Origin of the sequence: Mycobacterium sp. E735 (assembly GCF_001666955.1) — a bacterium.
Taxonomy (GTDB): domain Bacteria; phylum Actinomycetota; class Actinomycetes; order Mycobacteriales; family Mycobacteriaceae; genus Mycobacterium.
The window spans coordinates 1-19,237 of record NZ_LZIX01000003.1; the positions used below are offsets into that span (position 1 = coordinate 1).

22 protein-coding genes are annotated in these 19,237 nt (G+C 68.7%); 12 read left to right on the forward strand and 10 right to left on the reverse strand.

The genetic code is table 11. From position 1 onward, the window contains the following. Nucleotides 1-768, forward strand: a 768-nt coding sequence (locus A5704_RS00490; RefSeq protein WP_156737572.1) for a DUF2867 domain-containing protein, incomplete at its 5' end; no start/stop codon positions are given. Here A5704_RS00490 and A5704_RS00495 read toward each other — a convergent pair. The 3 genes from A5704_RS00495 to A5704_RS00505 all read right to left on the reverse strand — a co-directional run bounded on the left by A5704_RS00495 (nucleotide 765) and on the right by A5704_RS00505 (nucleotide 3,527). Then, a complete protein-coding gene (locus A5704_RS00495; protein WP_067755865.1) occupies nucleotides 765-1,487 on the reverse strand; it encodes a CPBP family intramembrane glutamic endopeptidase in 723 nt (240 codons plus the stop codon). The genes A5704_RS00490 and A5704_RS00495 overlap by 4 nt on opposite strands. Next, nucleotides 1,484-2,620 (reverse strand): NAD(P)H-binding protein, encoded by a 1,137-nt coding sequence (locus A5704_RS00500; RefSeq protein ID WP_067886929.1) that lies wholly within the window; start codon nucleotides 2,618-2,620, stop codon nucleotides 1,484-1,486. Before A5704_RS00500 ends, A5704_RS00495 begins: the two co-directional genes overlap by 4 nt. 97 nt (nucleotides 2,621-2,717) lie before the next feature. Beyond that, a complete protein-coding gene (locus A5704_RS00505; protein WP_067755859.1) occupies nucleotides 2,718-3,527 on the reverse strand; it encodes an enoyl-CoA hydratase in 810 nt (269 codons plus the stop codon). Between the two features lie 97 nt (nucleotides 3,528-3,624). Between A5704_RS00505 and A5704_RS00510 the strand changes: the two genes are divergently transcribed. Together A5704_RS00510 and A5704_RS00515 are read left to right on the forward strand one after the other, a co-directional pair. Further along, entirely contained in the window at nucleotides 3,625-4,710 is a 1,086-nt protein-coding gene (locus A5704_RS00510; protein WP_067755856.1) for a CaiB/BaiF CoA-transferase family protein, read from the forward strand. Nucleotides 4,711-4,754: 44 nt separating this feature from the next. After that, entirely contained in the window at nucleotides 4,755-5,507 is a 753-nt protein-coding gene (locus A5704_RS00515) for a 3-hydroxyacyl-CoA dehydrogenase (RefSeq protein WP_067755853.1), read from the forward strand. Nucleotides 5,508-5,638: 131 nt separating this feature from the next. Here the strand turns inward: A5704_RS00515 and A5704_RS29515 are convergent, their stop codons facing one another. After that, a complete protein-coding gene (locus A5704_RS29515) occupies nucleotides 5,639-5,761 on the reverse strand; it encodes a hypothetical protein (RefSeq protein WP_003878506.1) in 123 nt (40 codons plus the stop codon). A 310-nt stretch (nucleotides 5,762-6,071) separates the two neighbouring features. Between A5704_RS29515 and A5704_RS00520 the strand changes: the two genes are divergently transcribed. Both A5704_RS00520 and A5704_RS00525 read left to right on the forward strand, forming a co-directional pair. After that, nucleotides 6,072-8,393, forward strand: a complete 2,322-nt coding sequence (locus A5704_RS00520; protein ID WP_067886822.1) for an MMPL family transporter — start codon at nucleotides 6,072-6,074, stop codon at nucleotides 8,391-8,393. 62 nt (nucleotides 8,394-8,455) lie between these two features. Then, nucleotides 8,456-9,085 carry a bifunctional 2-polyprenyl-6-hydroxyphenol methylase/3-demethylubiquinol 3-O-methyltransferase UbiG gene (locus A5704_RS00525; protein ID WP_067755847.1) on the forward strand — a complete coding sequence of 210 codons (630 nt, stop codon included), beginning with the start codon at nucleotides 8,456-8,458 and terminating at the stop codon, nucleotides 9,083-9,085. A gap of 11 nt (nucleotides 9,086-9,096) precedes the next feature. Here A5704_RS00525 and A5704_RS00530 read toward each other — a convergent pair whose 3' ends face one another. Further along, on the reverse strand, nucleotides 9,097-9,810 hold the full coding sequence (locus tag A5704_RS00530; RefSeq protein ID WP_067755844.1) for an NAD-dependent deacylase: 714 nt from the start codon (nucleotides 9,808-9,810) through the stop codon (nucleotides 9,097-9,099). A 37-nt stretch (nucleotides 9,811-9,847) separates the two neighbouring features. On the opposite strand from A5704_RS00530, the gene A5704_RS00535 reads away from it, so the two are divergent. Next, nucleotides 9,848-10,213 carry a GntR family transcriptional regulator gene (locus tag A5704_RS00535; RefSeq protein ID WP_067277218.1) on the forward strand — a complete coding sequence of 122 codons (366 nt, stop codon included), beginning with the start codon at nucleotides 9,848-9,850 and terminating at the stop codon, nucleotides 10,211-10,213. 26 nt (nucleotides 10,214-10,239) lie between these two features. Here A5704_RS00535 and A5704_RS00540 read toward each other — a convergent pair whose 3' ends face one another. After that, the gene (locus A5704_RS00540; protein WP_067755840.1) at nucleotides 10,240-10,761 is read right to left on the reverse strand and encodes a DUF1697 domain-containing protein; all 522 of its coding nucleotides are present in this window, start codon (nucleotides 10,759-10,761) and stop codon (nucleotides 10,240-10,242) included. Nucleotides 10,762-10,837: 76 nt separating this feature from the next. Here A5704_RS00540 and A5704_RS00545 point away from each other — a divergent pair, with 76 nt between their 5' ends. Continuing rightward, nucleotides 10,838-11,281 carry a PPOX class F420-dependent oxidoreductase gene (locus A5704_RS00545; RefSeq protein WP_067755837.1) on the forward strand — a complete coding sequence of 148 codons (444 nt, stop codon included), beginning with the start codon at nucleotides 10,838-10,840 and terminating at the stop codon, nucleotides 11,279-11,281. Nucleotides 11,282-11,318: 37 nt separating this feature from the next. Beyond that, on the forward strand, nucleotides 11,319-11,507 hold the full coding sequence (locus tag A5704_RS00550; protein WP_067755834.1) for a DUF5302 domain-containing protein: 189 nt from the start codon (nucleotides 11,319-11,321) through the stop codon (nucleotides 11,505-11,507). A gap of 34 nt (nucleotides 11,508-11,541) precedes the next feature. Here A5704_RS00550 and A5704_RS00555 read toward each other — a convergent pair whose 3' ends face one another. Beyond that, complete coding sequence (locus A5704_RS00555) at nucleotides 11,542-12,075, reverse strand: nuclear transport factor 2 family protein (RefSeq protein WP_067755828.1); 534 nt, start codon at nucleotides 12,073-12,075, stop codon at nucleotides 11,542-11,544. Between the two features lie 88 nt (nucleotides 12,076-12,163). Between A5704_RS00555 and A5704_RS00560 the strand changes: the two genes are divergently transcribed. Then, nucleotides 12,164-12,736: an HhH-GPD-type base excision DNA repair protein gene (locus A5704_RS00560; RefSeq protein ID WP_067755974.1), complete on the forward strand. Its 573-nt coding sequence runs from the start codon at nucleotides 12,164-12,166 to the stop codon at nucleotides 12,734-12,736. Between the two features lie 28 nt (nucleotides 12,737-12,764). After that, nucleotides 12,765-12,911, forward strand: coding sequence for a DUF1059 domain-containing protein (locus tag A5704_RS00565; RefSeq protein WP_067277197.1), 147 nt, complete (start codon nucleotides 12,765-12,767; stop codon nucleotides 12,909-12,911). 70 nt (nucleotides 12,912-12,981) lie between these two features. On the opposite strand, the gene A5704_RS00570 is transcribed toward A5704_RS00565, so the two are convergent. Continuing rightward, on the reverse strand, nucleotides 12,982-14,121 hold the full coding sequence (locus tag A5704_RS00570) for a hypothetical protein (protein WP_197505002.1): 1,140 nt from the start codon (nucleotides 14,119-14,121) through the stop codon (nucleotides 12,982-12,984). 32 nt (nucleotides 14,122-14,153) lie between these two features. Then, nucleotides 14,154-14,828: a hypothetical protein gene (locus tag A5704_RS00575; protein WP_067886825.1), complete on the reverse strand. Its 675-nt coding sequence runs from the start codon at nucleotides 14,826-14,828 to the stop codon at nucleotides 14,154-14,156. Nucleotides 14,829-15,018: 190 nt separating this feature from the next. Between A5704_RS00575 and A5704_RS00580 the strand changes: the two genes are divergently transcribed. Further along, the gene (locus A5704_RS00580) at nucleotides 15,019-16,263 is read left to right on the forward strand and encodes a mannosyltransferase (RefSeq protein ID WP_067886828.1); all 1,245 of its coding nucleotides are present in this window, start codon (nucleotides 15,019-15,021) and stop codon (nucleotides 16,261-16,263) included. Here A5704_RS00580 and A5704_RS00585 read toward each other — a convergent pair. After that, nucleotides 16,260-16,544: a 4a-hydroxytetrahydrobiopterin dehydratase gene (locus A5704_RS00585; RefSeq protein ID WP_067782518.1), complete on the reverse strand. Its 285-nt coding sequence runs from the start codon at nucleotides 16,542-16,544 to the stop codon at nucleotides 16,260-16,262. The two genes, A5704_RS00580 and A5704_RS00585, sit on opposite strands and share 4 nt — an antisense overlap. 404 nt (nucleotides 16,545-16,948) lie before the next feature. Here A5704_RS00585 and A5704_RS00590 point away from each other — a divergent pair, with 404 nt between their 5' ends. Continuing rightward, nucleotides 16,949-19,108, forward strand: coding sequence for a hypothetical protein (locus A5704_RS00590; protein ID WP_067782515.1), 2,160 nt, complete (start codon nucleotides 16,949-16,951; stop codon nucleotides 19,106-19,108). Nucleotides 19,109-19,237 lie beyond the last annotated feature (129 nt).

The window sequence follows — 19,237 nt, forward strand, 5'->3', positions numbered from 1 at the left end:
TACCTGGTCGCCGCGGCCACGGCGCCGGTCCCGTCATCGCGCACCTGGGACATCGGCGGACCCGACGTGCTCGAGTACGGCGACATGATGCGCGTCTACGCCGACGTGGCGGGGCTGGGCAAGCGCTATCTGATCGTGCTGCCGTTCCTGACACCGACGATCGCCAGCCTCTGGGTGGGGACCGTGACACCGATCCCGCCGGGGCTGGCGCGGCCGCTGATCGAATCGCTGGAGTGCGACGCCGTCATGCGCAACCACGACGTCGACGGCATCATCGAAGCGCCGCCCGGCGGCCTGACCGGCTATCGCCGGTCCGTCGAACTGGCGCTCGAGCGGGCCGCGCGGGGCGTCCCGGAACCCTCGTGGTCGTCGCTGCGGTCCGAACCGGCCGAGGCACTGCCCAGCGACCCGGACTGGGCGGGCGAGATCGTCTACACCGATCTGCGCACCGCCGAAACCGCCACCGAACCCGCCGACGTCTGGCGGGCGGCGGAGGCCGCCGTGAATTCACGGGCGGGCGGTTGGCGGGTGGAGGAGCGCGCGGCGGGGGCCGTGCTGCGGCTGCGCTCCACCAAGCGGGCGCCGGGACGGGAGTGGCTCGAGATCGCGGTCACGCGGCGGGACGGCCGCGGCAGTCGCTACACCCAGCGATCCATCTTTTTGCCGCGGGGCATCCCTGGGCGGGTGTACTGGTTCTTCGCGCGGCCCGCGCACAACGCCGCGATGCGGGCGCTGGCCCGCGAGGTCGCCGGCTCGGCTGGCTCCTAGACGCCGAACATCGGGGGCAGCACAAGAACCATGATCAGGCCCCACACCAGGTGGGTGAGCACCGGCGCGAGGACCCCGCCGGTCGCCCTGCGTTCGAACGCGCACACCGTCCCCAGGATCACGGCGGCGAACCCGAGCATCGGGTTGCCACTGGCCAGCGTCGCGATCGTGTAGAGGATCGTCGAGATCAACACGGGGTGATACCGGCCCAGGGCCGTGTAGAGCGCGCCGCGAAAGAAGACTTCCTCCGCGACGCCGTTGACGAGCGTGATCGCCACGATCACCGGATACCACCCGTGATGGGCGTATTCCAGCACCCGGGTGATCAGCTCGGCCACGGGCGTGATCTCCCGGGCGATCAGCCCGCCGACCACGAAGATCGCGCCGAGCAGCAGGCCGATCCCCGTCCCGGTGATGACCGGCCGCTGGTTGCGGCCGCGCCAGCAGATGCCACCCAGGTGCAGCGGGCCGGAGGCGAACGCGCCGGCGACCCACACCCCCGCCAGCGCCAACGTCAGCCAGTAGAAGCTGGAGTCGCCCGGATGGCGCCGCAACGAAAACCCGAGCACCACGGCACCGAGGACCACGGTGATGGCCACGATGACCCGCCGACGCCGCACGACTACGGGCGACTCATGATGCGGCACGGCGACTTTGGTGAGAGCCCGGCGCAGCTCGGACAGCGTGCCGGTGGCGGGCGAGGCGGTTGACTGGCTCATGCGGGACGCACCTTCGGGGTCAAGGCGATCAGGAGGTCGAGTCCGGTTCGAAGCGCTCCGGCCAGCGGACCCGGGACCATGTTGACAAGCCCCAGAGCCGGCCGCGCGACCGGTGGGGTGAGCCGCCGCGCGACGTGGCGGATGCGCCGCGCGTCACCGCCGGCCCACACGGGGTCGGTGTTGGCCAGGTGATGGGGGTCGGCCAGGGCGTTGACCGGGGACGGGCGATGGGGCTGATCGGCCAAGGCTAGGGCAATGGCGTCCTCGACGCCGAGCAACCCACCGGGCGGGTCGGGCACTCGGTCGCGAAGGTCGGTCTCGGACGCCGTCATCGGGTGGTCCAGCGACTCGACCAGATCGCCGGCCAGCCCCGGTGGCACCGGCAGCGCGACGCCGGTGACCAGCGACGCCAGCCCGGTGTCGACCCTGCCAACCGACAATCCGGCATGCCATCTCCCCGAGATCCGCGCGTACGTTTTGAGCAGCTCACGGTAGGACGTGGTGTCCGGGCCGGCGATGTCGTACGCGCCCGCCGGCAACAGGCCGGGATCGGCCGCGGCGACCAGGTAGTAGAGCACGTCGCGCACCGCGATCGGCTGAATCTTGTTGTGCACCCATTTCGGGGTGGTCATCACCGGCAACCGGTCGGTGAGGTGCCGAATCATCTCGAACGAAGCCGATCCCGAGCCGACCACGACCCCCGCCTGCAGCACGACGGTTTCGATGCCCGAGGCGATCAGCGCCTCGCCCACCGCCGCCCGCGACTCGAGATGCGGCGAGAGCTTGCCGCCCTCGGGATGCAGCCCGCTCAGGTAGACGACGCGCCGCACCCCGGCGCGGCGCGCCGCCGTCACCACGTTGCCGACCGCACGGGCTTCCTCGTCGGCGAAATCCTTCGACGTGCCCATCGAGTGGACCAGGTAGTAGACGACGTCGATCCCGTCGAACGCCGCGATGAGGGAATCGACGTCACCCAGATCGCCGCGCGCGACCTCGGCCTGTTGCCGCCACGGCACGTCCTCCAACTTGGCCGGGTTGCGGGCCAAGGCGCGCACCTCGTGACCTTCGTCCAGCAGTCGCGGCGCCAGCCGGGCGCCGATGTAGCCGGTCGCCCCGGTCACGAGACAGCGCAGCTGTCCAGCCATGGGATCTCCGTTCGTCGTCTTCCAATTATTCGGACCCGACGCGGGGGAGGATTACCGGCTTGGGCCACCCGTAAGCGCGATGGCGTCAGCGATCGGTGAAGTCCGGCGTGCGGCGCTGCTGGAAAGCGGTTGCGCCCTCGACGAAGTCATGCGAGCGCAGCAGCACGGCCTGCCCCTCGTATTCGCGCTGCAGGGCCGGATCCAGCTGGGCGAGCGTGGCCGCGTTGATGGCGAGCTTCGTCTTGCCGAACGCCACCGCGGGGCCCGCCAACAGCCGCGCGATCACCTTGTCCACCTCCGCCTCGAACTCGTCGGCCGAATAGACCGCGCTGACCAGGCCCCAGGACAGCGCCTCGGCGGCCGGTAGGCGTTCGGGCAGCAACGCCATGTGCATCGCCCGGATGCGCCCTACGGCGGCGGCGATCAGCGCGGACGCGCCACCATCCGGCATCAGCCCGATCTTGGTGAAGGCGAGCATGAAAAACGCGCTCTCCGAAGCCAATACGACGTCACAGGCGAGCGCCAGGGAAACACCCACGCCGGCCGCCGGTCCCTGGACCGCGGCCACCACGGGGTGCGGCACGGCCGCGATCGCCCGGATCAGGCGGTTGATCTCCAGCACGATCTCGTCCGGCTGGACCCCGGTCTCGGACACGTCGTCGGCGCTGATGCCGGCCCCGGAACAAAACCCCCGGCCGGCACCGCCCAGGCGCACGACCCTGACTTCGGGGTCGGTCGCCGCGCGCTCCATCGCGTCGGCGATGCCGGTAATCACCGGCACGGTCAGGGAATTGAGGCTGTCCGGCCGGTCGATGGTCACCGACAGCACGCCGTCGGACAGCGTGACGGAAAGGCCTGCGACGGGCGCCAGTGTGTCGATCGCGGATTGGGGCATGGGCTCACCCTAAGTGACCGGGCTGCGTGCCCGTCGAACGCGGCTGCGAAGATGCCAACAACAACGGGCGTCAGAGCAGACGAAAGGTCGGTAGATCGTGGCTGGACCGCTGAAGGGGCTTCGGGTCGTCGAGTTGGCCGGGATCGGGCCGGGCCCGCACGCGGCGATGATCCTGGGGGATCTGGGCGCCGACGTGGTGCGCATCGATCGGCCGTCAACCGGTCCCGGTGGTGTGGCCAAGGACGCCATGCTGCGCAACCGGCGCGTGGTGGCCGTCGACCTGAAGTCCGACGAGGGACGCGCCGTCGTGCTGAAGCTCGTCGCCAAGGCCGACGTGTTGATCGAGGGCTTCCGGCCCGGCGTCACCGAGCGGTTGGGGCTCGGCCCCGAGCAGTGCGCCGAGGTCAACGAGCGGCTGATCTACGCCCGGATGACCGGCTGGGGACAATCCGGCCCGCGCAGCCAGCAGGCGGGCCACGACATCAACTACATCTCGCTCAACGGGATCCTGCATGCCATCGGCCGGGCGGACGAGCGGCCGGTGCCACCGCTGAACCTGGTCGGCGACTTCGGCGGCGGCTCGATGTTCCTGTTGGTCGGGATCTTGTCCGCGTTGTGGGAGCGGCAGAAGTCCGGCAAGGGTCAGGTCGTCGACGCCGCGATGGTCGACGGCTCGAGCATGCTGATCCAGATGATGTGGTCAATGCGCTCGCTGGGCATGTGGTCCGACGTGCGCGGCACCAACATGCTCGACGGCGGCGCGCCCTACTACGACACCTACGAGTGCGCCGACGGACGCTACGTCGCCGTCGGCGCCATCGAGCCGCAGTTCTACGCCGCCATGCTGGCGGGGCTGGGCCTGGACGCGGCGAACCTGCCGGCGCAGAACGACGTCAGCCGCTGGCCCGAGCTGCGCGCGGCGCTGACGGCGGCGTTCGCCGGCCACGACCGCGACCACTGGGCCAAGGTGTTCGCCGATTCCGACGCCTGCGTGACCCCGGTGCTGGCGTTCGGGGAGGTGCACACCGAGCCGCACATCACCGAGCGGAACACCTTCTACGAGGTGGACGGCAGCCCGCAGCCGTTGCCCGCACCGCGGTTTTCCCGCTCCACCCCGGACGTGCCCCGCCCGCCGGCGGCCCCGCTGCCCGACGTCCAAGCGGTGCTGGCCGACTGGGTATAGTCGCCAACCAACTGGTTGGCTGGACTCGTAGGGAAAGGACTCGCATGAAGATCAAGGACGCCGTCGCCGTCGTCACCGGAGGCGCCTCAGGACTGGGCCTGGCCACCACCAAGCGGCTGCTCGACGCCGGGGCGCAGGTCGTGGTGATCGACCTGCGCGGCGAAGAGGCGGTCCAGGAGCTCGGCGAACGCGCGCGTTTTGTGCAGGCCGACGTCACCGATGAGGCCGCCGTCGGCAACGCGCTGGACACCGCCGAGTCGATGGGTCCGCTGCGCATCAACGTCAACTGCGCGGGCATCGGCAACGCCATCAAGACGCTGTCCAAGGACGGCCCGTTCCCGCTGGACGCCTTCAAGAAGGTGGTCGGCGTCAACCTGATCGGCACGTTCAACGTGCTGCGGCTGGCCGCCGAGCGCATCGCCAAGACCGAGCCGATCGGTGAGGAGCGGGGCGTGATCATCAACACCGCCTCGGTGGCGGCGTTCGAGGGCCAGATCGGCCAGGCCGCCTACTCGGCGTCCAAGGGCGGCGTGGTCGGCATGACGCTGCCGATCGCCCGCGACCTGTCGCGCGAACTGATCCGCGTGGTGACCATCGCGCCCGGGCTGTTCAAGACGCCGCTGCTGGGCTCGCTGCCCGAGGAGGCGCAGGCCTCGCTCGGCAAGCAGGTGCCGCACCCGGCCCGGCTCGGCGACCCCGACGAGTACGGCGCGCTGGCCGTGCACATCGTCGAGAACCCGATGCTCAACGGCGAGGTCATCCGCTTGGACGGGGCCATCCGCATGGCGCCCCGCTGAGACCCCTGAACACGAAAGCCCCCCGCTCGTCGCGGGGGGCTTTCGTAAAGGAGAGAGAACTTATCGACGGAACCATCGACTGACTGCGGGTTCGGCCATCAACAGCCGTGCGAGCATGCTCATGGCGTTGCTCAGCTCGCCGCTTGCAGTTCGTCGAACTGCTCCGAGGTTTCGCCTTCCACCAGCACGTCGCCGTGGTAGAGGGCTTCGAAGTCAACCTTGATGACGTCGGCACTTGTGTCGTCGATCCACATGACACTGAGCGTATGGGCCACCATTAAGGAATCTTTGAGTCACGATTCGGAAAATGGTGGCAATTTACCGGCCGGTAGGTTGTCGGCGGTCTATCGCGGCATTCAGGCCCGTGACCTGCTTACTTGCCGGCCAATTTTCTGGCCGGACTCTTACCGTCGCCGCGGTTTAGACCGCCGCGTTGAACCGTCCTTCCGGTGCGCTCCGTGCTTAGTAGCGAATCTGTTTGACGCGTGAAAACTAGCGTTTGTTACGTTGACGCGGAAACGCCAGCGGCCAGCGCGATCAGCACCGGCGGCGGAAGGGCTCGAAATGCTGCAGGGGATCGCCCGGGTGGCCATCGCGGCGCCGCGCCGCATCATCGCAATCGGTGTCCTGGTCTTCATCGCCGCCGCGGTCTTCGGCATCCCCGTCGCCAAGAGCCTGTCGCCCGGAGGTTTTCAGGACCCGGACTCGGAGTCCGCCCGCGCGATCCAGGTGCTGACCGACAAGTTCGGGCAGAGCGGTCAGCAGATGCTGATCCTGGTCACCGCGCCCGGCGGCACCGGCAGCGAGCAGGCCCGCAACGTGGGCAGCGACCTCGTCAACCAGCTACAGAAGTCCCCGCTCGTCTATAACGTCTCGTCACCGTGGACCGTCCCGCCGCAGGCGGCCGCCGACCTGGTCAGCCGCGACGGCAAGACCGGCCTGCTCGTGGTCAACCTCAAGGGCGGCGAGAACTACGCGCAGAGCAACGCCCAAACCGTCGCGGACCAATTCATCCATGACCGGGACGGCGTCACCGTCCGCGCCGGCGGCGCCGCGATGCAGTACGCCCAGATCAACACACAGAACCAGGCCGACCTGCTGGTGATGGAGATGATCGCGCTGCCGCTGAGCTTCCTGATCCTGATCTGGGTGTTCGGCGGACTGCTGGCGGCGGCGTTGCCGATGGCGCTGGGCGCGCTGGCCGTCGTCGGGTCGATGACGGTGCTGCGGCTGATCACCTTCACCACCGAGGTGTCGATCTTCGCGCTGAACCTGAGCACGGCGTTGGGCCTGGCGCTGGCGATCGACTACACCCTGCTGATCGTCAGCCGCTACCGCGACGAGTTGGCAGAGGGCAGCGACAGGGAGCAAGCGCTGATCCGCACGATGGCCACCTCCGGGCGCACCGTCTTGTTCTCAGCCGTCACCGTGGCGTTGTCGATGTCGGCGACCGTGGCGTTCCCGATGTACTTCCTCAAGTCGTTCGCCTACGCCGGCGTGGCGACCGTGGCCTTCGTCGCGACCGCCTCGATCGTCATCACCCCGGCCGCGATCGTGCTGCTGGGCCCTCGGCTGGACGCGTTCGACGTGCGCCGGCTGATGCGCCGGGCATTTCGGCGGCCCGAGCCGGTGCACAAGCCCGTCGAGCAGCTGTTCTGGTACCGGTCGACCAAGCTGGTGATGCGCCGCTGGGCGCCGATCGGGCTGACCGTCGTCGCGCTGCTGCTCCTGCTCGGGTCTCCGTTCATGGGCGTGAAATGGGGCTTCCCGGACGACCGGGTGCTGCCCCGTTCGGCGTCGTCCCATCAGGTCGGTGACCAACTGCGCAACGACTTCGCGCACGACTCCGCCACGTCCGTGCCCGTCGTCGTCCCCGACGCGCGCTGGCTGAACCCGGCGGACCTCGACCGCTACGCCGCCGACTTGTCGCGGGTGCCCGACGTGTCGGCGGTGTCGGCCCCCGGCGGGACGTTCGTCGGCGGGAACCGGACCGGACCCCCGGCGGGGGCCACCGGGCTGGCCGACGGCAGCGCATTTTTGACCGTCAGCAGCACGGCCCCACTGTTCTCCCCGGCGAACGACGCGCAACTCAAGCGGCTGCACGAGGTGCCCGGGCCGGCGGGCCGGTCCGTCGTGATGGGCGGCGTCGCGCAGGTCAACCGCGACAGCGTGGACGCGGTCACGGACCTCCTCCCGCTGGTCCTCGGGCTGATGGCGGCGGTCACCTTCGTGCTGCTGTTCCTGCTCACCGGCAGCGTGCTGTTGCCGGCCAAGGCGCTGGCCTGCAACTTCCTGTCGCTGACCGCGGCGTTCGGCGCGCTGGTCTGGATCTTCCAGGACGGGCACCTGGGCGCGCTCGGGACGACCCCGAGCGGGACGCTGGTGGCCAACATGCCGGTGCTGCTGTTCTGCATCGCCTTCGGGCTGTCGATGGACTACGAGGTGTTCCTGCTCTCGCGCATCCGCGAGTACTGGCTCGCGTCCGGCGCGGCCCGGCCGGCGCGGCCGACCGCGAAGGAGGCGCACGCCGCCAACGACGAGAGCGTCGCGCTCGGCGTCGCCCGCACCGGCCGGGTCATCACGGCGGCCGCGCTGGTGATGTCGATGTCGTTCGCCGCGCTGATCGCCGCCCACGTGTCGTTCATGCGGATGTTCGGCCTCGGCCTGGTGCTCGCCGTCTTCGCCGACGCCACACTGGTGCGGATGGTTGTCGTGCCGGCCTTCATGCATGTGATGGGCCGGTGGAATTGGTGGGCGCCCAGGCCCCTGGCGTGGCTGCACGACCGGTTCGGCATCGACGAGGGCGGCGCGGTCGAGACCGCATACCCCGAGCCGGTCCAGGTCGACGGCAAACCGCTGGGGGAGCCGGTGCCGAATATCGGCTGACGCGCCGGCCGGCCCGTCGGCAAGTCCCTATTCTTTGGCCCAGAGTCGGAAGGTTGACGTGTATGACAACGGCGGTGGACAACCCGTTCTTCGCACGCATCTGGCCCGTCGTCGCCAGCCACGAAACCGAGGCGATACGCGCCATGCGCCGCGAGAATCTGGCCGGGTTGTCGGGGCGGGTGCTGGAAGTCGGTGCGGGCATCGGGACGAACTTTCCGCACTACCCGGAGTCGGTCCACGAGGTGGTCGCGGTGGAGCCCGAGCCGCGGCTGGCGGCCCAGGCCCGCGCGGCGGCGGACGTGGTGCCGGCCCGCGTCGTGGTGCTGGGCGAGACGGCCGAGGGCTTCAGCGGCGAGGAGCCGTTCGACGCGGTGGTGTGCTCGCTGGTGTTGTGCTCGGTGCGCGACCCCGGCGGTGTGCTGCGGCGGCTGTACTCGGTGCTGCGTCCGGGCGGGGAACTGCGGTACCTCGAGCACGTGGCGAGCGCCGGCGCGCGTGGCCGCCTGCAACGGTTCGCCGACGCGACGCTGTGGCCCCGGCTCTTCGGTAACTGCCACACCCACCGCGACACCGAGCGCGAGATCATCGACGCCGGGTTCGAGGTCGACGTTTCCCGGCGCGAGTTCACGTTGCCGGCGTGGGCGCCGATGCCGGTCTCGGAGCTCCTGCTGGGCCGCGCCCGCCGGCCGTAATCGCGGCGGGGCTATTTCAGCAGGGCGGGCAGCCGCTGCAGCAACCCGGGCAAGGCCTGGCTGGCGGTCTCGCGGATGCTTATCGTCGCGTGCCGCGACAGCGGGGTCACCTCGGGGTTGACCTCGATGACGGCCGTGCCGCGGGACAGCGCCAGCTCGGCGAGCCCGGCGGCCGGGTAGACGATCGCCGACGTTCCGACCACCACCATCACGTCTGCGGCCTCGGTCGCCTCGACGGCCGATTGCCACGGCCCGTCGGGCAACGGCTCACCGAACCACACGATGTCCGGGCGGATCAGGCCTCCGCAATGACAGACCGGGGGCTCCACCTCGAGCGTCGGTTCGGCCATCTTGGGCAGCGCGCCGGTGTACGGCATACCGCAACGGTCGCAACGGAATTCGAACAGGCTGCCGTGCAGGTGGTGAACCGGTGTGCTGCCGGCGCGCTCGTGTAGGTCATCGACATTCTGGGTGATGACGCTGACCTCGGCGCCGTCCTGCCAGGCGGCGATGGCGCGGTGTCCGGTGTTGGGCGCGACGTCGGCGACCAGATAGTGACGCCACAGGTACCAGCCCCACACCCGTTCGGGATTGTCACGCCACCCTTGAGTGCTGGACAGCTCGTACGGGTCGAAGCGCGCCCACAACCCGTTCTTGTCGTCGCGGAAGGTCGGCACCCCGCTCTCCGCGGAGATTCCCGCGCCGCTCAGCACCGTTACTCGCATCCCACAAAGATAGCCGTGCGTGGGACATACTGAAGACGTGGAGCTGCGGGATTTGCTGAAGGTCGACGTGAAGGCGGGCAAGCCGCTGTTCGACCAGCTCAGAACGCAAGTCATCGACGGCGTCCGCGCCGGCGCGCTACCGCCCGGGACCCGGCTTCCGACCGTGCGCGACCTGGCCGGGCAGCTGGGGGTCGCGGCGAACACCGTGGCCCGCGCCTATCGGGAACTCGAGTCCGCCGCGATCGTCGAAACGCGCGGGCGCTTCGGGACTTTCATTTCCCGTTTCGACCCGACCGACGCGGCGATGGCGGCCGCCGCCAAGGAGTACGTCGAGGTTGCCCGCGCGCTGGGGCTGACCAAGTCCGACGCGATGCGCTACCTGACCAACGTGCCGGACGACTGAGCCCAATCAGCTTGGCGCGAAGCGCTTTAGCGCAAGACCTTGGCCAGCGTGCGCAGGTTGCGCGTCGTCGTCGACGACTTGTAGCGGGGCTTGCCCATCGTCTTGCCGATCGCGCTGTCCAGGGTGGCGCCCTTGGGCACCTGCCAATAGATCACGCCGGCGCCGGGGCTGATCTTCTCGTCGGCGCCGGCTTTGTCGCCCAGGGCGGCGAGTTCGTCGAGCACCGCGTCGTCCGCCACGAACGTGACGTAGGACTGGTAGCCGTCGACCTCGGGCTCGAAGGGATAGGCGTCCACGACGGCGCGCACCGTTTCGAGGTCATAGACCAGCACCCACGCGTCGTAGCCGAAACCGTCGCGCAGCGCGGCTTCGGCCTTCTTCCGCACCCCCGCGGCGCGGGCGGACGACTCCAGCACGATGTTGCCGCTGGCCAGGATGGTGCGCACGTTCTTGCAACCCGCATCGGTCAGCGCGCGTGCCACCTCGGCCATCTTGAGGTTGACGCCGCCGACGTTGACTCCGCGCAGGAAGGCCGCGTACTTGGTCATGGTCCGATTTCACCAGGTCGGTGCGGGCCGGCGCGATCCGGGACCGGTCGCTGGACGCGCGACGTAGGCTGCTGGGATGGGACGCCAAGTCTTCGACGACAAGCTGCTGGCCGTGATCAGTGGGAACTCTCTCGGGGTGCTGGCGACCATCAAGCGCGACGGGCGGCCCCAGCTGTCGAACGTCAGTTACCACTTCGACCCGCGTGACTTGGCCGTGCGGGTGTCGATCACCGAGCCCCGGGCCAAGACCCGCAACCTTCGCCGCGACCCCCGGGCGTCGATCCTGGTCGACGCCGACGACGGGTGGTCGTATGCGGTGGCCGAGGGCACGGCCACGCTGACGCCGCCGGCGTCCGACCCCGGCGACGACACCGTCGAGGCGCTGATTGCCTTGTACCGCAACATCGCCGGCGAACACCCGGATTGGGACGAGTACCGCCGCGCGATGGTCACCGATCGGCGGGTGCTGCTGACCCTGCCGATCTCGCACGTCTACGGCATGCCGCCGGGGGTGCGGTAGCCGCCCGATTCCGGCCGCGCGGCGCTAGGCTGCCGGTATGGCTGAATCGAAGTCCTCCGAGGCGCCGGAATCGGACGACGACACCAAGCGCAAGTTCCGCGAGGCCCTGGACCGCAAGCTGGCCAAGTCGTCGGGTGGGTCCGACCACAAGGACAGCGGGGGCAAGCAGTCGCGGGCGCACGGGCCGGTTGAGAACCGCCGCGAGTTCCGCCGTAAGAGCGGGTGAGGATCGGCGGTTAGCCGTTGCCTCCCAACGGTTTTCAGCCCGCGGGCGGCGTGAACAGGCCGATCGAGGGGTCGTCACGGCCCGGCTTGCCGCGCAGGCTGCCGCGGGTGCTGGGGTGGGAGAAGTCCACCCGGGACGGGTCGTTCTGGTACGACCAATCCGCCACGATGGTGCGTTGGCCGAACTTCCAGCGGCCCTCGTGTCGCGTGTAGGCGTCCAGGTACCTACCGCCGATGACGACGTCGACGTCGCGTTCGGGGCCGGCGAAGGTGTGGAAAACGAGGCAGTAGACCTCGCCGCGGGCGGTGTCGCCCTCGACGACGAAGTTGGTTGTGGTGACGTTGTGTTGGGACACCCGCACATACGGTTCGGACGCCTGCAGCTGCGCGATGAACTGTTCGACGCCGCCCGCCGAGAACGAGCCGTGCGAGTCGGTCGCGTCGGGGTGGTAGAGGTCGCGCAGCGCTTCGTAGTCGGCGCGGTCGACGGCCCGGCAATAGGCGGTGACGAGGGCGTGCAGTTCGTCGCGGGCCAGCATCAGCGCCAGTCGGGCCTCATCCACCACCACGCCACGATAACGCGGTGGTTGGGTGAGTAGTCTGCCAACTACGGCTCATCGGTCTTAGGGTGTTCAGCGGAAAGGTTGGTCGTTGACGGTGAAACTTTGGCTCGCTCAGGATCCCGAGGCCGACGCGCTGCTGGACGAGGATCCGCTGGCGCTGCTCATCGGGATGGTCCTTGACCAGCAGGTGCCCTTCGAGACCGCCTTCTCCGGGCCGAAGAAGATCGCGGACCGGATGGGCGGCTTCAGCGCCGCCGAGATCGCCGACTACGACCCCGACAAGTTCGCCGCGCTGTGCTCGGAAAGGCCTGCGATACACCGCTTTCCGGGATCGATGGCCAAACGTATCCAGACCCTGGCCCAGATCATCGTGGACCGTTACGACGGTGACGCGGCGGGTTTGTGGACCGCCGGGGACCCCGACGGCGCGGAGCTGCTGCGGCGGATCAAGGGGCTGCCCGGTTTCGGCGATGTCAAGGCGCAGATCTTTGTGGCGCTGCTGGGCAAGCAGTACGGCGTCACCCCGAAAGGCTGGCGCGAGGCGGCCGGGCAGTTCGGCAAGGCCGGCACCCACATCTCCGTCGCCGACATCGTCGACGCCAAGTCGATGGGCAAGGTCCGTTCGTACAAGAAGCAGATGAAGGCAGCTGCCAAGGCGGCGAAGTAGTTGGTGACCAGAAGGGAAGGGCGGCAACGTGAAGACTCACCTGACGTGTCCGTGCGGGGAAGCCATCGTCGGCAAGGATGAGGACGAGTTGGTCGAGCTGACCCAGGCTCATCTCGCCAGCGATCATCCGGGTCTCGAGTACGACCGCGACGCGATCCTGTTCATGGCGTACTAGCCGCCCGCCAGACCGGAGCGCGCGTGTCCCCGAGGGGAGCACGCGCGCCATGGCGGGGGACAGTGCCGGCCTACGGCACCACCGTGGAGCCGATGGTGGGCATGAACTGGCACTGCTTTTCCTTCGTGGTGACCTGCCCGAAAATGGTCGACATGATGCTGCCGGACCCGGTGTCGGCGATCGCGGTCAGCGTCGTCGGCCCGTCGGCGTTGATGTCGGTGCGCGGCTTGAGCGCAACCGTCCCCGACTTACCCGTGGTCAGGTTCACCCAGGTGACGTTCAACGGCAGCTTCTGCACCTCGGCGGGCCCGGGCGTGCCGACCGCGGTGAACACGTAGGCGGTCTGCCCGGGGCCCGGGCCCGGCGTCGGGATCTTCGCCGGACCCGCCACCGACAGCGCCGTGGCGATCGCGCTGGTGCCGTCCGCCAGGCAGTTGGTGCCGATCGAGGGGTACATGAAGTCCTGCGTGGGCGGGGCGTCGGGGCCGAACCCGGGAGCCGCCGCGGGTGCGGCGGCCGGCGCGGGAGCCGCGTCCGGCGCCGGAGCGGCCGGTGCGGGAGGCGCCGGTACGGGCGCCGCGACGGGTGCCACGGTGCCGGGAGCCGGTGCGGAAGCCGGCGGGGCCGCGATCGACGGGGCGGCGGCCGGTGGTGCGGCCACCGGGCCGGGGCCGGCCGCGTGGGCCGGGTCGATCCCGGCCGGCAGGTGCGCCTGGGGACCGGCCTCCACGCCCGCCGGTGGGGCCGCGGCCGGCCCGGGACCCGCCGCGTGCGCGGGATCGATGCCGGTCGGCAGGTGCGACTGCGCGCCCGGTTCGACGCCCGCGGCGGGCACGTGTGGCACCGGTGCGCCGTCGGGCAGCGCCGCGCCGGGCTCGGCCGGCGCGCCCGGCATCGCCAGGAACTGGTTCACCGACTGGGCCACGTTGCGGGACTCGCCGGGCGCGCTTTGGTTGTGGCTGAAGGCCTGCGCCGCGGCCATGAGCAGCTGGGTGGCCTGCCCGGGGTTGGTGGCGGCTTGCTGAATGATCGGGCTCAGCTGCGACAGCGCGGGCAGGCCCGGGAGTTCTTGAGTCGAATTCGGTTGCGGTGTCGCCGGGTCGGCTGCCGCGCTCGGGCAGAACCCGAACGCGGCAGCCGATGCCGTCACGACAGCGGCCAATCCTTTGGACAGATTCCAAGTGGTCGCCACGGTGTGTCCTCCGGTCAGTAGGGGGTTGGCGTTGCTGTCTGGCTAATTACTCAGGGCAGCCCTGCGAGCAGCGGGGCAACCGGGTTGGCCCCGGTGGCCGGCGCGGCCGGCGCCGCCGGAGCGGCGGCCGGCGCCGCGGGAGCGCCGGCGAGCGCCGGCAGGTCCTGCGGCAGGGTCATCTGCGCGGGCAGGTTGACCGGCATGTTGGGCAGGAACGCCGGCATGTCGACCTTCGCCTGCGGAATCTGCGGGGTCGGCGGGGTGGCGGGGGCGGCGGGCGTCGACAGCCCCGGGATGGCCGGCAGTCCGGGAATGGACGACGTGGCCGGGGCGGCGGGCGCCGCGGGTGCCGGCTGCGTCAGGCCGGGGATCAGCCCCTGCAGGCCCTGCGCCGTCGACGGGGCGGAAGGCGTCGGTGCCTGCGCCAGTCCGGGGATCGACGGGATCGCCGCGTTGGTCGCCGGTGACGGCGCGGCGGCCGACGGCACACCCGGGAAGGTGATGCCCGGGGCGGCCGGCGCGGCCGGCGGGGTCGCGCCGAGCGCGGTGGCGAGGTTCTGCAGGATTTGGGGCGCGTTGGCCGCCGAACTGATCAGCTGCTGCGGAATGTTCGGGATCGGCGGAGCCGGCACGGGGTCGGCGTGGGCGATACCGCCCGTGAGTAGGGCTGCGGACGAACCGACTACGACGGCGGCTGCACGCAAGTAAGTCCAGATGGTTGGCATGACTCTCCCTGGTTGTGGATTACGGGGTCCAGCGCCGAAGTTACGTTGATACTGGTGGGACTCAAGTGACACGTGTGGCATTTATTTGATCGTTATTGATACGAGTGACGGCGGTGACCGAACGCCCGCCGACCAGGTCGTTGGGCGCGACGGCGTCCGCTCGGGCCGCCGCGATCGCTAAAGTCGGCTCATCGACACCACCTCGGCCGCCCCGGCGGCATCGGATCGCCGGCGGTTCGCGAGTCTGCTGCGGGCGGCCGCACCGGCCCTGCTGCTCGCCAGCGTCACCGCGCGGCTCGCCTGGACCTACCTGGCGCCGCACGGCGCCAACTTCGTCGACCTGCACGTCTACCTCGGCGGGGCCGCGGCCATCGACCACCCCGGCACGCTGTACAGCTACGTCTACGCCGACCAGACGCCGGACTTCCCGCTGCCGTTCACCTATCCGCCCTTCGCCGCGGTCGTGTTCTACCCGCTGAGCCTGTTGCCGTTCGGCCTGGTCGCCCTCGCGTGGCAGATCGCGACCATGGCCGCGTTGTACGGCGCGATCCGGATCAGCCAGCGCCTGATCGGCGTGGCGCCCGGCGCCGACGGTCGCCGCCTGGCCATGGCGTGGACGGCGATCACCATCTGGATCGAGCCGCTGCGCAGCACATTCGACTACGGGCAGGTCAACGTGTTGCTGATGCTCTTGGTGCTGTGGGCGGTGTTGACGACGCGGTGGTGGCTGTCGGGGCTGCTGGTCGGCGTGGCGGCCGGCATCAAGCTGACGCCCGCGATCTCGGGCGTCTACCTGGTCGGGGTGCGGCGGTGGGCCGCGGCGGCCTTCTCCGCCGTGGTCTTCCTCGCCACCGTCGGCGTGTCGGCGATTGTGGTCGGCGATCAGACCGCCTACTACTTCACGAAGCTGCTGGGCGATGCGCACCGAGTGGGGCCCGTCGCCACCTCCTTCAACCAGTCCTGGCGCGGCGGCATCTCCCGGATCCTGGGTCACGACGCCGGCTTCGGCCCGCCGGTGTTGATCGCCATCGGCGCGACCGCGGTGGCGGCCGTGCTGGCCTGGCGGGCGCTGGACCCGGCCGACCGGCTGGGCAAGTTACTGGTGGTCGAGCTGTTCGGGCTGCTGCTGTCGCCGATCTCCTGGACCCACCACTGGGTGTGGCTGGTGCCGCTGATGATCTGGGCGATTCACGGGCCACCCCGCGAGCGCCCCGGCGCGCGGATCGTGGGCTGGGGCTGGCTGGCGCTCACCATCGTCGGCGTGCCGTGGCTGCTGAGCTTCGCGCAGCCGACCATCTGGCAGATCAGCCGGCCCTGGTACCTGGCCTGGGCCGGCCTGGTCTACATCGTGGCGGCCGTGGCGACCTTGGTCTGGATCGCCGCCACCGGCGCGCGCCGTACCGGCGAGATGGCCGGCGCCGAGTCCAAGGACTAGCCGCCGACGATCCCGTCGATGTCGTGCGCCATGGCGACGTCCTTCTCGGTGATGCCGCCCTCGGAATGCGTCACCAGGGCGAAAGTCACCGTCCGCCAACGAATATCGATATCCGGGTGATGATCCTTGCTCTCCGCGTGCTCGCCCACCCGGCGCACCGCGTCGATGCCGGCGAGAAAGCTCGGAAACTTGATCGACCGGCGCAGCGCACCGTCGGCGCGCTCCCATCCCTTGAGATCGGGCAGTGCGGCGTCCACCTGCTCATCCGTTAACACAGCCATATTGTCAGTGTCCTTTCCCGGAACAATCGCCGCAGTCAGATACACGGATTCAGTGGGCAGACGATGGGAATTGGGCACCGCAGGCGCGGTCACCCGTCTAAAGCTCAGCACCGCCGCTCCGAGCGCATCGCGAAGGGCGGTCACCAATTTCAGCCCGAAGTCGATGGCATCGATGTCACGTAGCGCGAAGCATATGCCCGGAAGATCACCGCCCGCACTTCACCTATGTGGTGTACCCATCGACGGGTTAACACATCGACAGAAGGCAGGCCTTCCATCCTTCGACGGCGGGGTAACGTCACTCACGCAGGGTTTGGTTCTCGTCGATCCGAGACTTGTACGGCGTCGTAGACAAGCGTGGCGGAAAAGGCGACGTGGATCCCGTAAAGGAAGATTATTGATGCGTGAAAATTGCGCACGAGACAGACCCGGCTAACGGCGAAGAGTGGATCGATCGACTGAAGCGCGCGGCGAAGGCCGGACGGCCTCTAGACCTGGCGCTCGGCGACCAGGTTGATCGCGCATCATGTGCGAAGTGGCCGGTGGAGCGAACGATGCCCGCAGCCGCGTTGCGGGCGGTGCTCACCGATCCACAAATTCAGATCGACCCGGGCGGTATTCAGATCCGGGGCGCCAGATTTGCTGACCATGTGGACTTAGAGTATCTAGTGTTCGCTTATCCCCTGCGCTTGTACGAGTGCGTCCTCGAGCAAGGGCTAAACGCTAATTACGCCCAGATCCGCGGGCTAACACTGGCTGAAGTCACCGTCAACCATGGGGTGCTCGCGAAGGGTGCGACCATTGGCGGCGAACTCGACCTCACCGGCACGACCCTCATCAACCCCGACTCGAACGCTCTAGACCTCGAGGGTGCGTGCGTCACAGGAAACGTGGTCGCTGCGGGCGATTTCCATGCCACCGGCATGATCTGGGCCACCGGCGCGACCGTCGGCGGCGACCTTATCCTCACCGGTGCGACCCTCGTCAACCCCGCCACCAAGGAGAACCCCGAGCGGTACGCTCTCGTCCTCGACGGTGCGAGGATTACTGGCAGCATGTTCGGCAGAAATCCGTTCTGCGTTACCGGCGCGGTCAGTGCTATCGGCGTGACCATCGGCTCCACTCTTGAGCTCGATGGCGCCACCTTCAACAATCCCGACGGAGACGCCCTTGGGCTCAGCCGCGCACACATCACGACCGACGTGTTCGCCCAGAACGGATTTCGCGCTATTGGCACTGTACGCGCGATCGGTGCGATCATCGGCGGGCATATTCATCTCGATGGCGCCAGCCTCTACAACCCCGCCACCGAGAAGAACCCCGACCGATACGCTCTCGTCCTCGACGCTGCGCAGATCACTGGCAACGTATTCGCGGGCGAGTACGCCGAAGCCAACAGCGAGACCCGCAAGTTCCACGCCACGGGCATGGTCCGCGCCCGAGGTGTGACCATCGGCGGAGAACTCGACGTTACTGGCGCGACCTTCGAATGTCCGGGCACCGCCGGAAAGCTCGGCAAGGCAGCCCTAGACCTCGGCGGTGCCCGCATCACCGGCAGCGTGTTGGCCGGCGAGGGTGCGGATAAAGAAAAACGCCCCTGCCACGTCGAGGGGACGGTCCGCGCCATCGGCGCGACCATTGGCGCCCAACTCGATCTGAGTGGTGCAACCGTCAACAATCCCGATGGGGTTGCGCTGAATTTGGAGGCTGCGACGGTCTCGCGCTTAATCCTCACGCCGAAGGAGTGGTGTGGATCAGTGAACCTGGTCAGGGCTCAAGTCAGCGACCTTGAGGTTGGTCGGGTCGTCGACGGCGCTTACCAAATTCCTCCGAACCCGCTCTCTGCGACCGGCTGGCAAGTCGATGATCTACGTGGCCCTCTGCGTGAGCGGTGGCGACTTGCACACCAATGGCTCAATACGGCGTCGGCTCATAGTGAGCCCAAGACATCGGGTTCTCGGGCATGGCGGCGTCGACTCGTGGAATGGTTGCGTCCCAAGAAACCTGTCCCGGTACAACCTTGGTATGCGTTGGCCGAAGTCTACGATCGCAATGGCGACCCCACCGGCGCCAAGAGATTGCGGTTCGCGGCCGCGAATAAGGTTTCCCGGCAGTCACCCTTGCCGACACGGGTCCTCCGATCCCTTTACCGGGTGCTGGTCGGGCACGGCTACTACCCGCTGCGTGCCGGTCTCTGGCTGGCCGGGGTGTTACTCGTCGCCACATTCATTGTCGCCACTAACCGCGCTGACTTCGTCCCCACGAAGAGTGACGCCGCCGCGAAAGCCGCCGACGCCTACACTGCGCAGACCCACAAGCCGGCTCCATCGCGAATTACTGCCCTAGAATCGTGTGATCTGCGACTCGCTTACCCGTGCTTGAATCCCTTCACCTACACGATGTCGGCAGTAGTTCCCAACTTTGGCAACATGACCTCTGACTGGACTATCCCTTCGGACGCAACTAATTGGCTCACCATCGCACTCCCCATGCTCAAATTGACCGCCTGGGCACTGACCGCGCTGCTCGGGGCCGGGGTCACCGGAATCCTGCGGAAAACGTAACGAGTTGAATGTTGAGGAGCGGCGGCAGTCGTTCGTCAAACGACTCTTTGGCGTGTCGCAGGCCGATGCCGTTTAGACGCTATAGGGCCGAAAACTTGTGCGATTTAGATGCAGGTCTTGTCCGCATGA

Excerpts from the sequence above, each read along its gene's own strand:
- A5704_RS00550 (WP_067755834.1), top strand. The coding sequence starts at position 11,319 with ATGGCTGAATCGAAGTCCTCCGAGGCGCCGGAATCGGACGACGACACC.
- A5704_RS00520 (WP_067886822.1), top strand. The coding sequence starts at position 6,072 with ATGCTGCAGGGGATCGCCCGGGTGGCCATCGCGGCGCCGCGCCGCATC.
- A5704_RS00575 (WP_067886825.1), bottom strand. The coding sequence starts at position 14,828 with ATGCCAACCATCTGGACTTACTTGCGTGCAGCCGCCGTCGTAGTCGGT.
- A5704_RS00530 (WP_067755844.1), bottom strand. The coding sequence starts at position 9,810 with ATGCGAGTAACGGTGCTGAGCGGCGCGGGAATCTCCGCGGAGAGCGGG.
- A5704_RS00515 (WP_067755853.1), top strand. The coding sequence starts at position 4,755 with ATGAAGATCAAGGACGCCGTCGCCGTCGTCACCGGAGGCGCCTCAGGA.
- A5704_RS00585 (WP_067782518.1), bottom strand. The coding sequence starts at position 16,544 with ATGGCTGTGTTAACGGATGAGCAGGTGGACGCCGCACTGCCCGATCTC.
- A5704_RS00525 (WP_067755847.1), top strand. The coding sequence starts at position 8,456 with ATGACAACGGCGGTGGACAACCCGTTCTTCGCACGCATCTGGCCCGTC.
- A5704_RS00505 (WP_067755859.1), bottom strand. The coding sequence starts at position 3,527 with ATGCCCCAATCCGCGATCGACACACTGGCGCCCGTCGCAGGCCTTTCC.
- A5704_RS00545 (WP_067755837.1), top strand. The coding sequence starts at position 10,838 with ATGGGACGCCAAGTCTTCGACGACAAGCTGCTGGCCGTGATCAGTGGG.
- A5704_RS00540 (WP_067755840.1), bottom strand. The coding sequence starts at position 10,761 with ATGACCAAGTACGCGGCCTTCCTGCGCGGAGTCAACGTCGGCGGCGTC.
- A5704_RS00495 (WP_067755865.1), bottom strand. The coding sequence starts at position 1,487 with ATGAGCCAGTCAACCGCCTCGCCCGCCACCGGCACGCTGTCCGAGCTG.
- A5704_RS29515 (WP_003878506.1), bottom strand. The coding sequence starts at position 5,761 with ATGTGGATCGACGACACAAGTGCCGACGTCATCAAGGTTGACTTCGAA.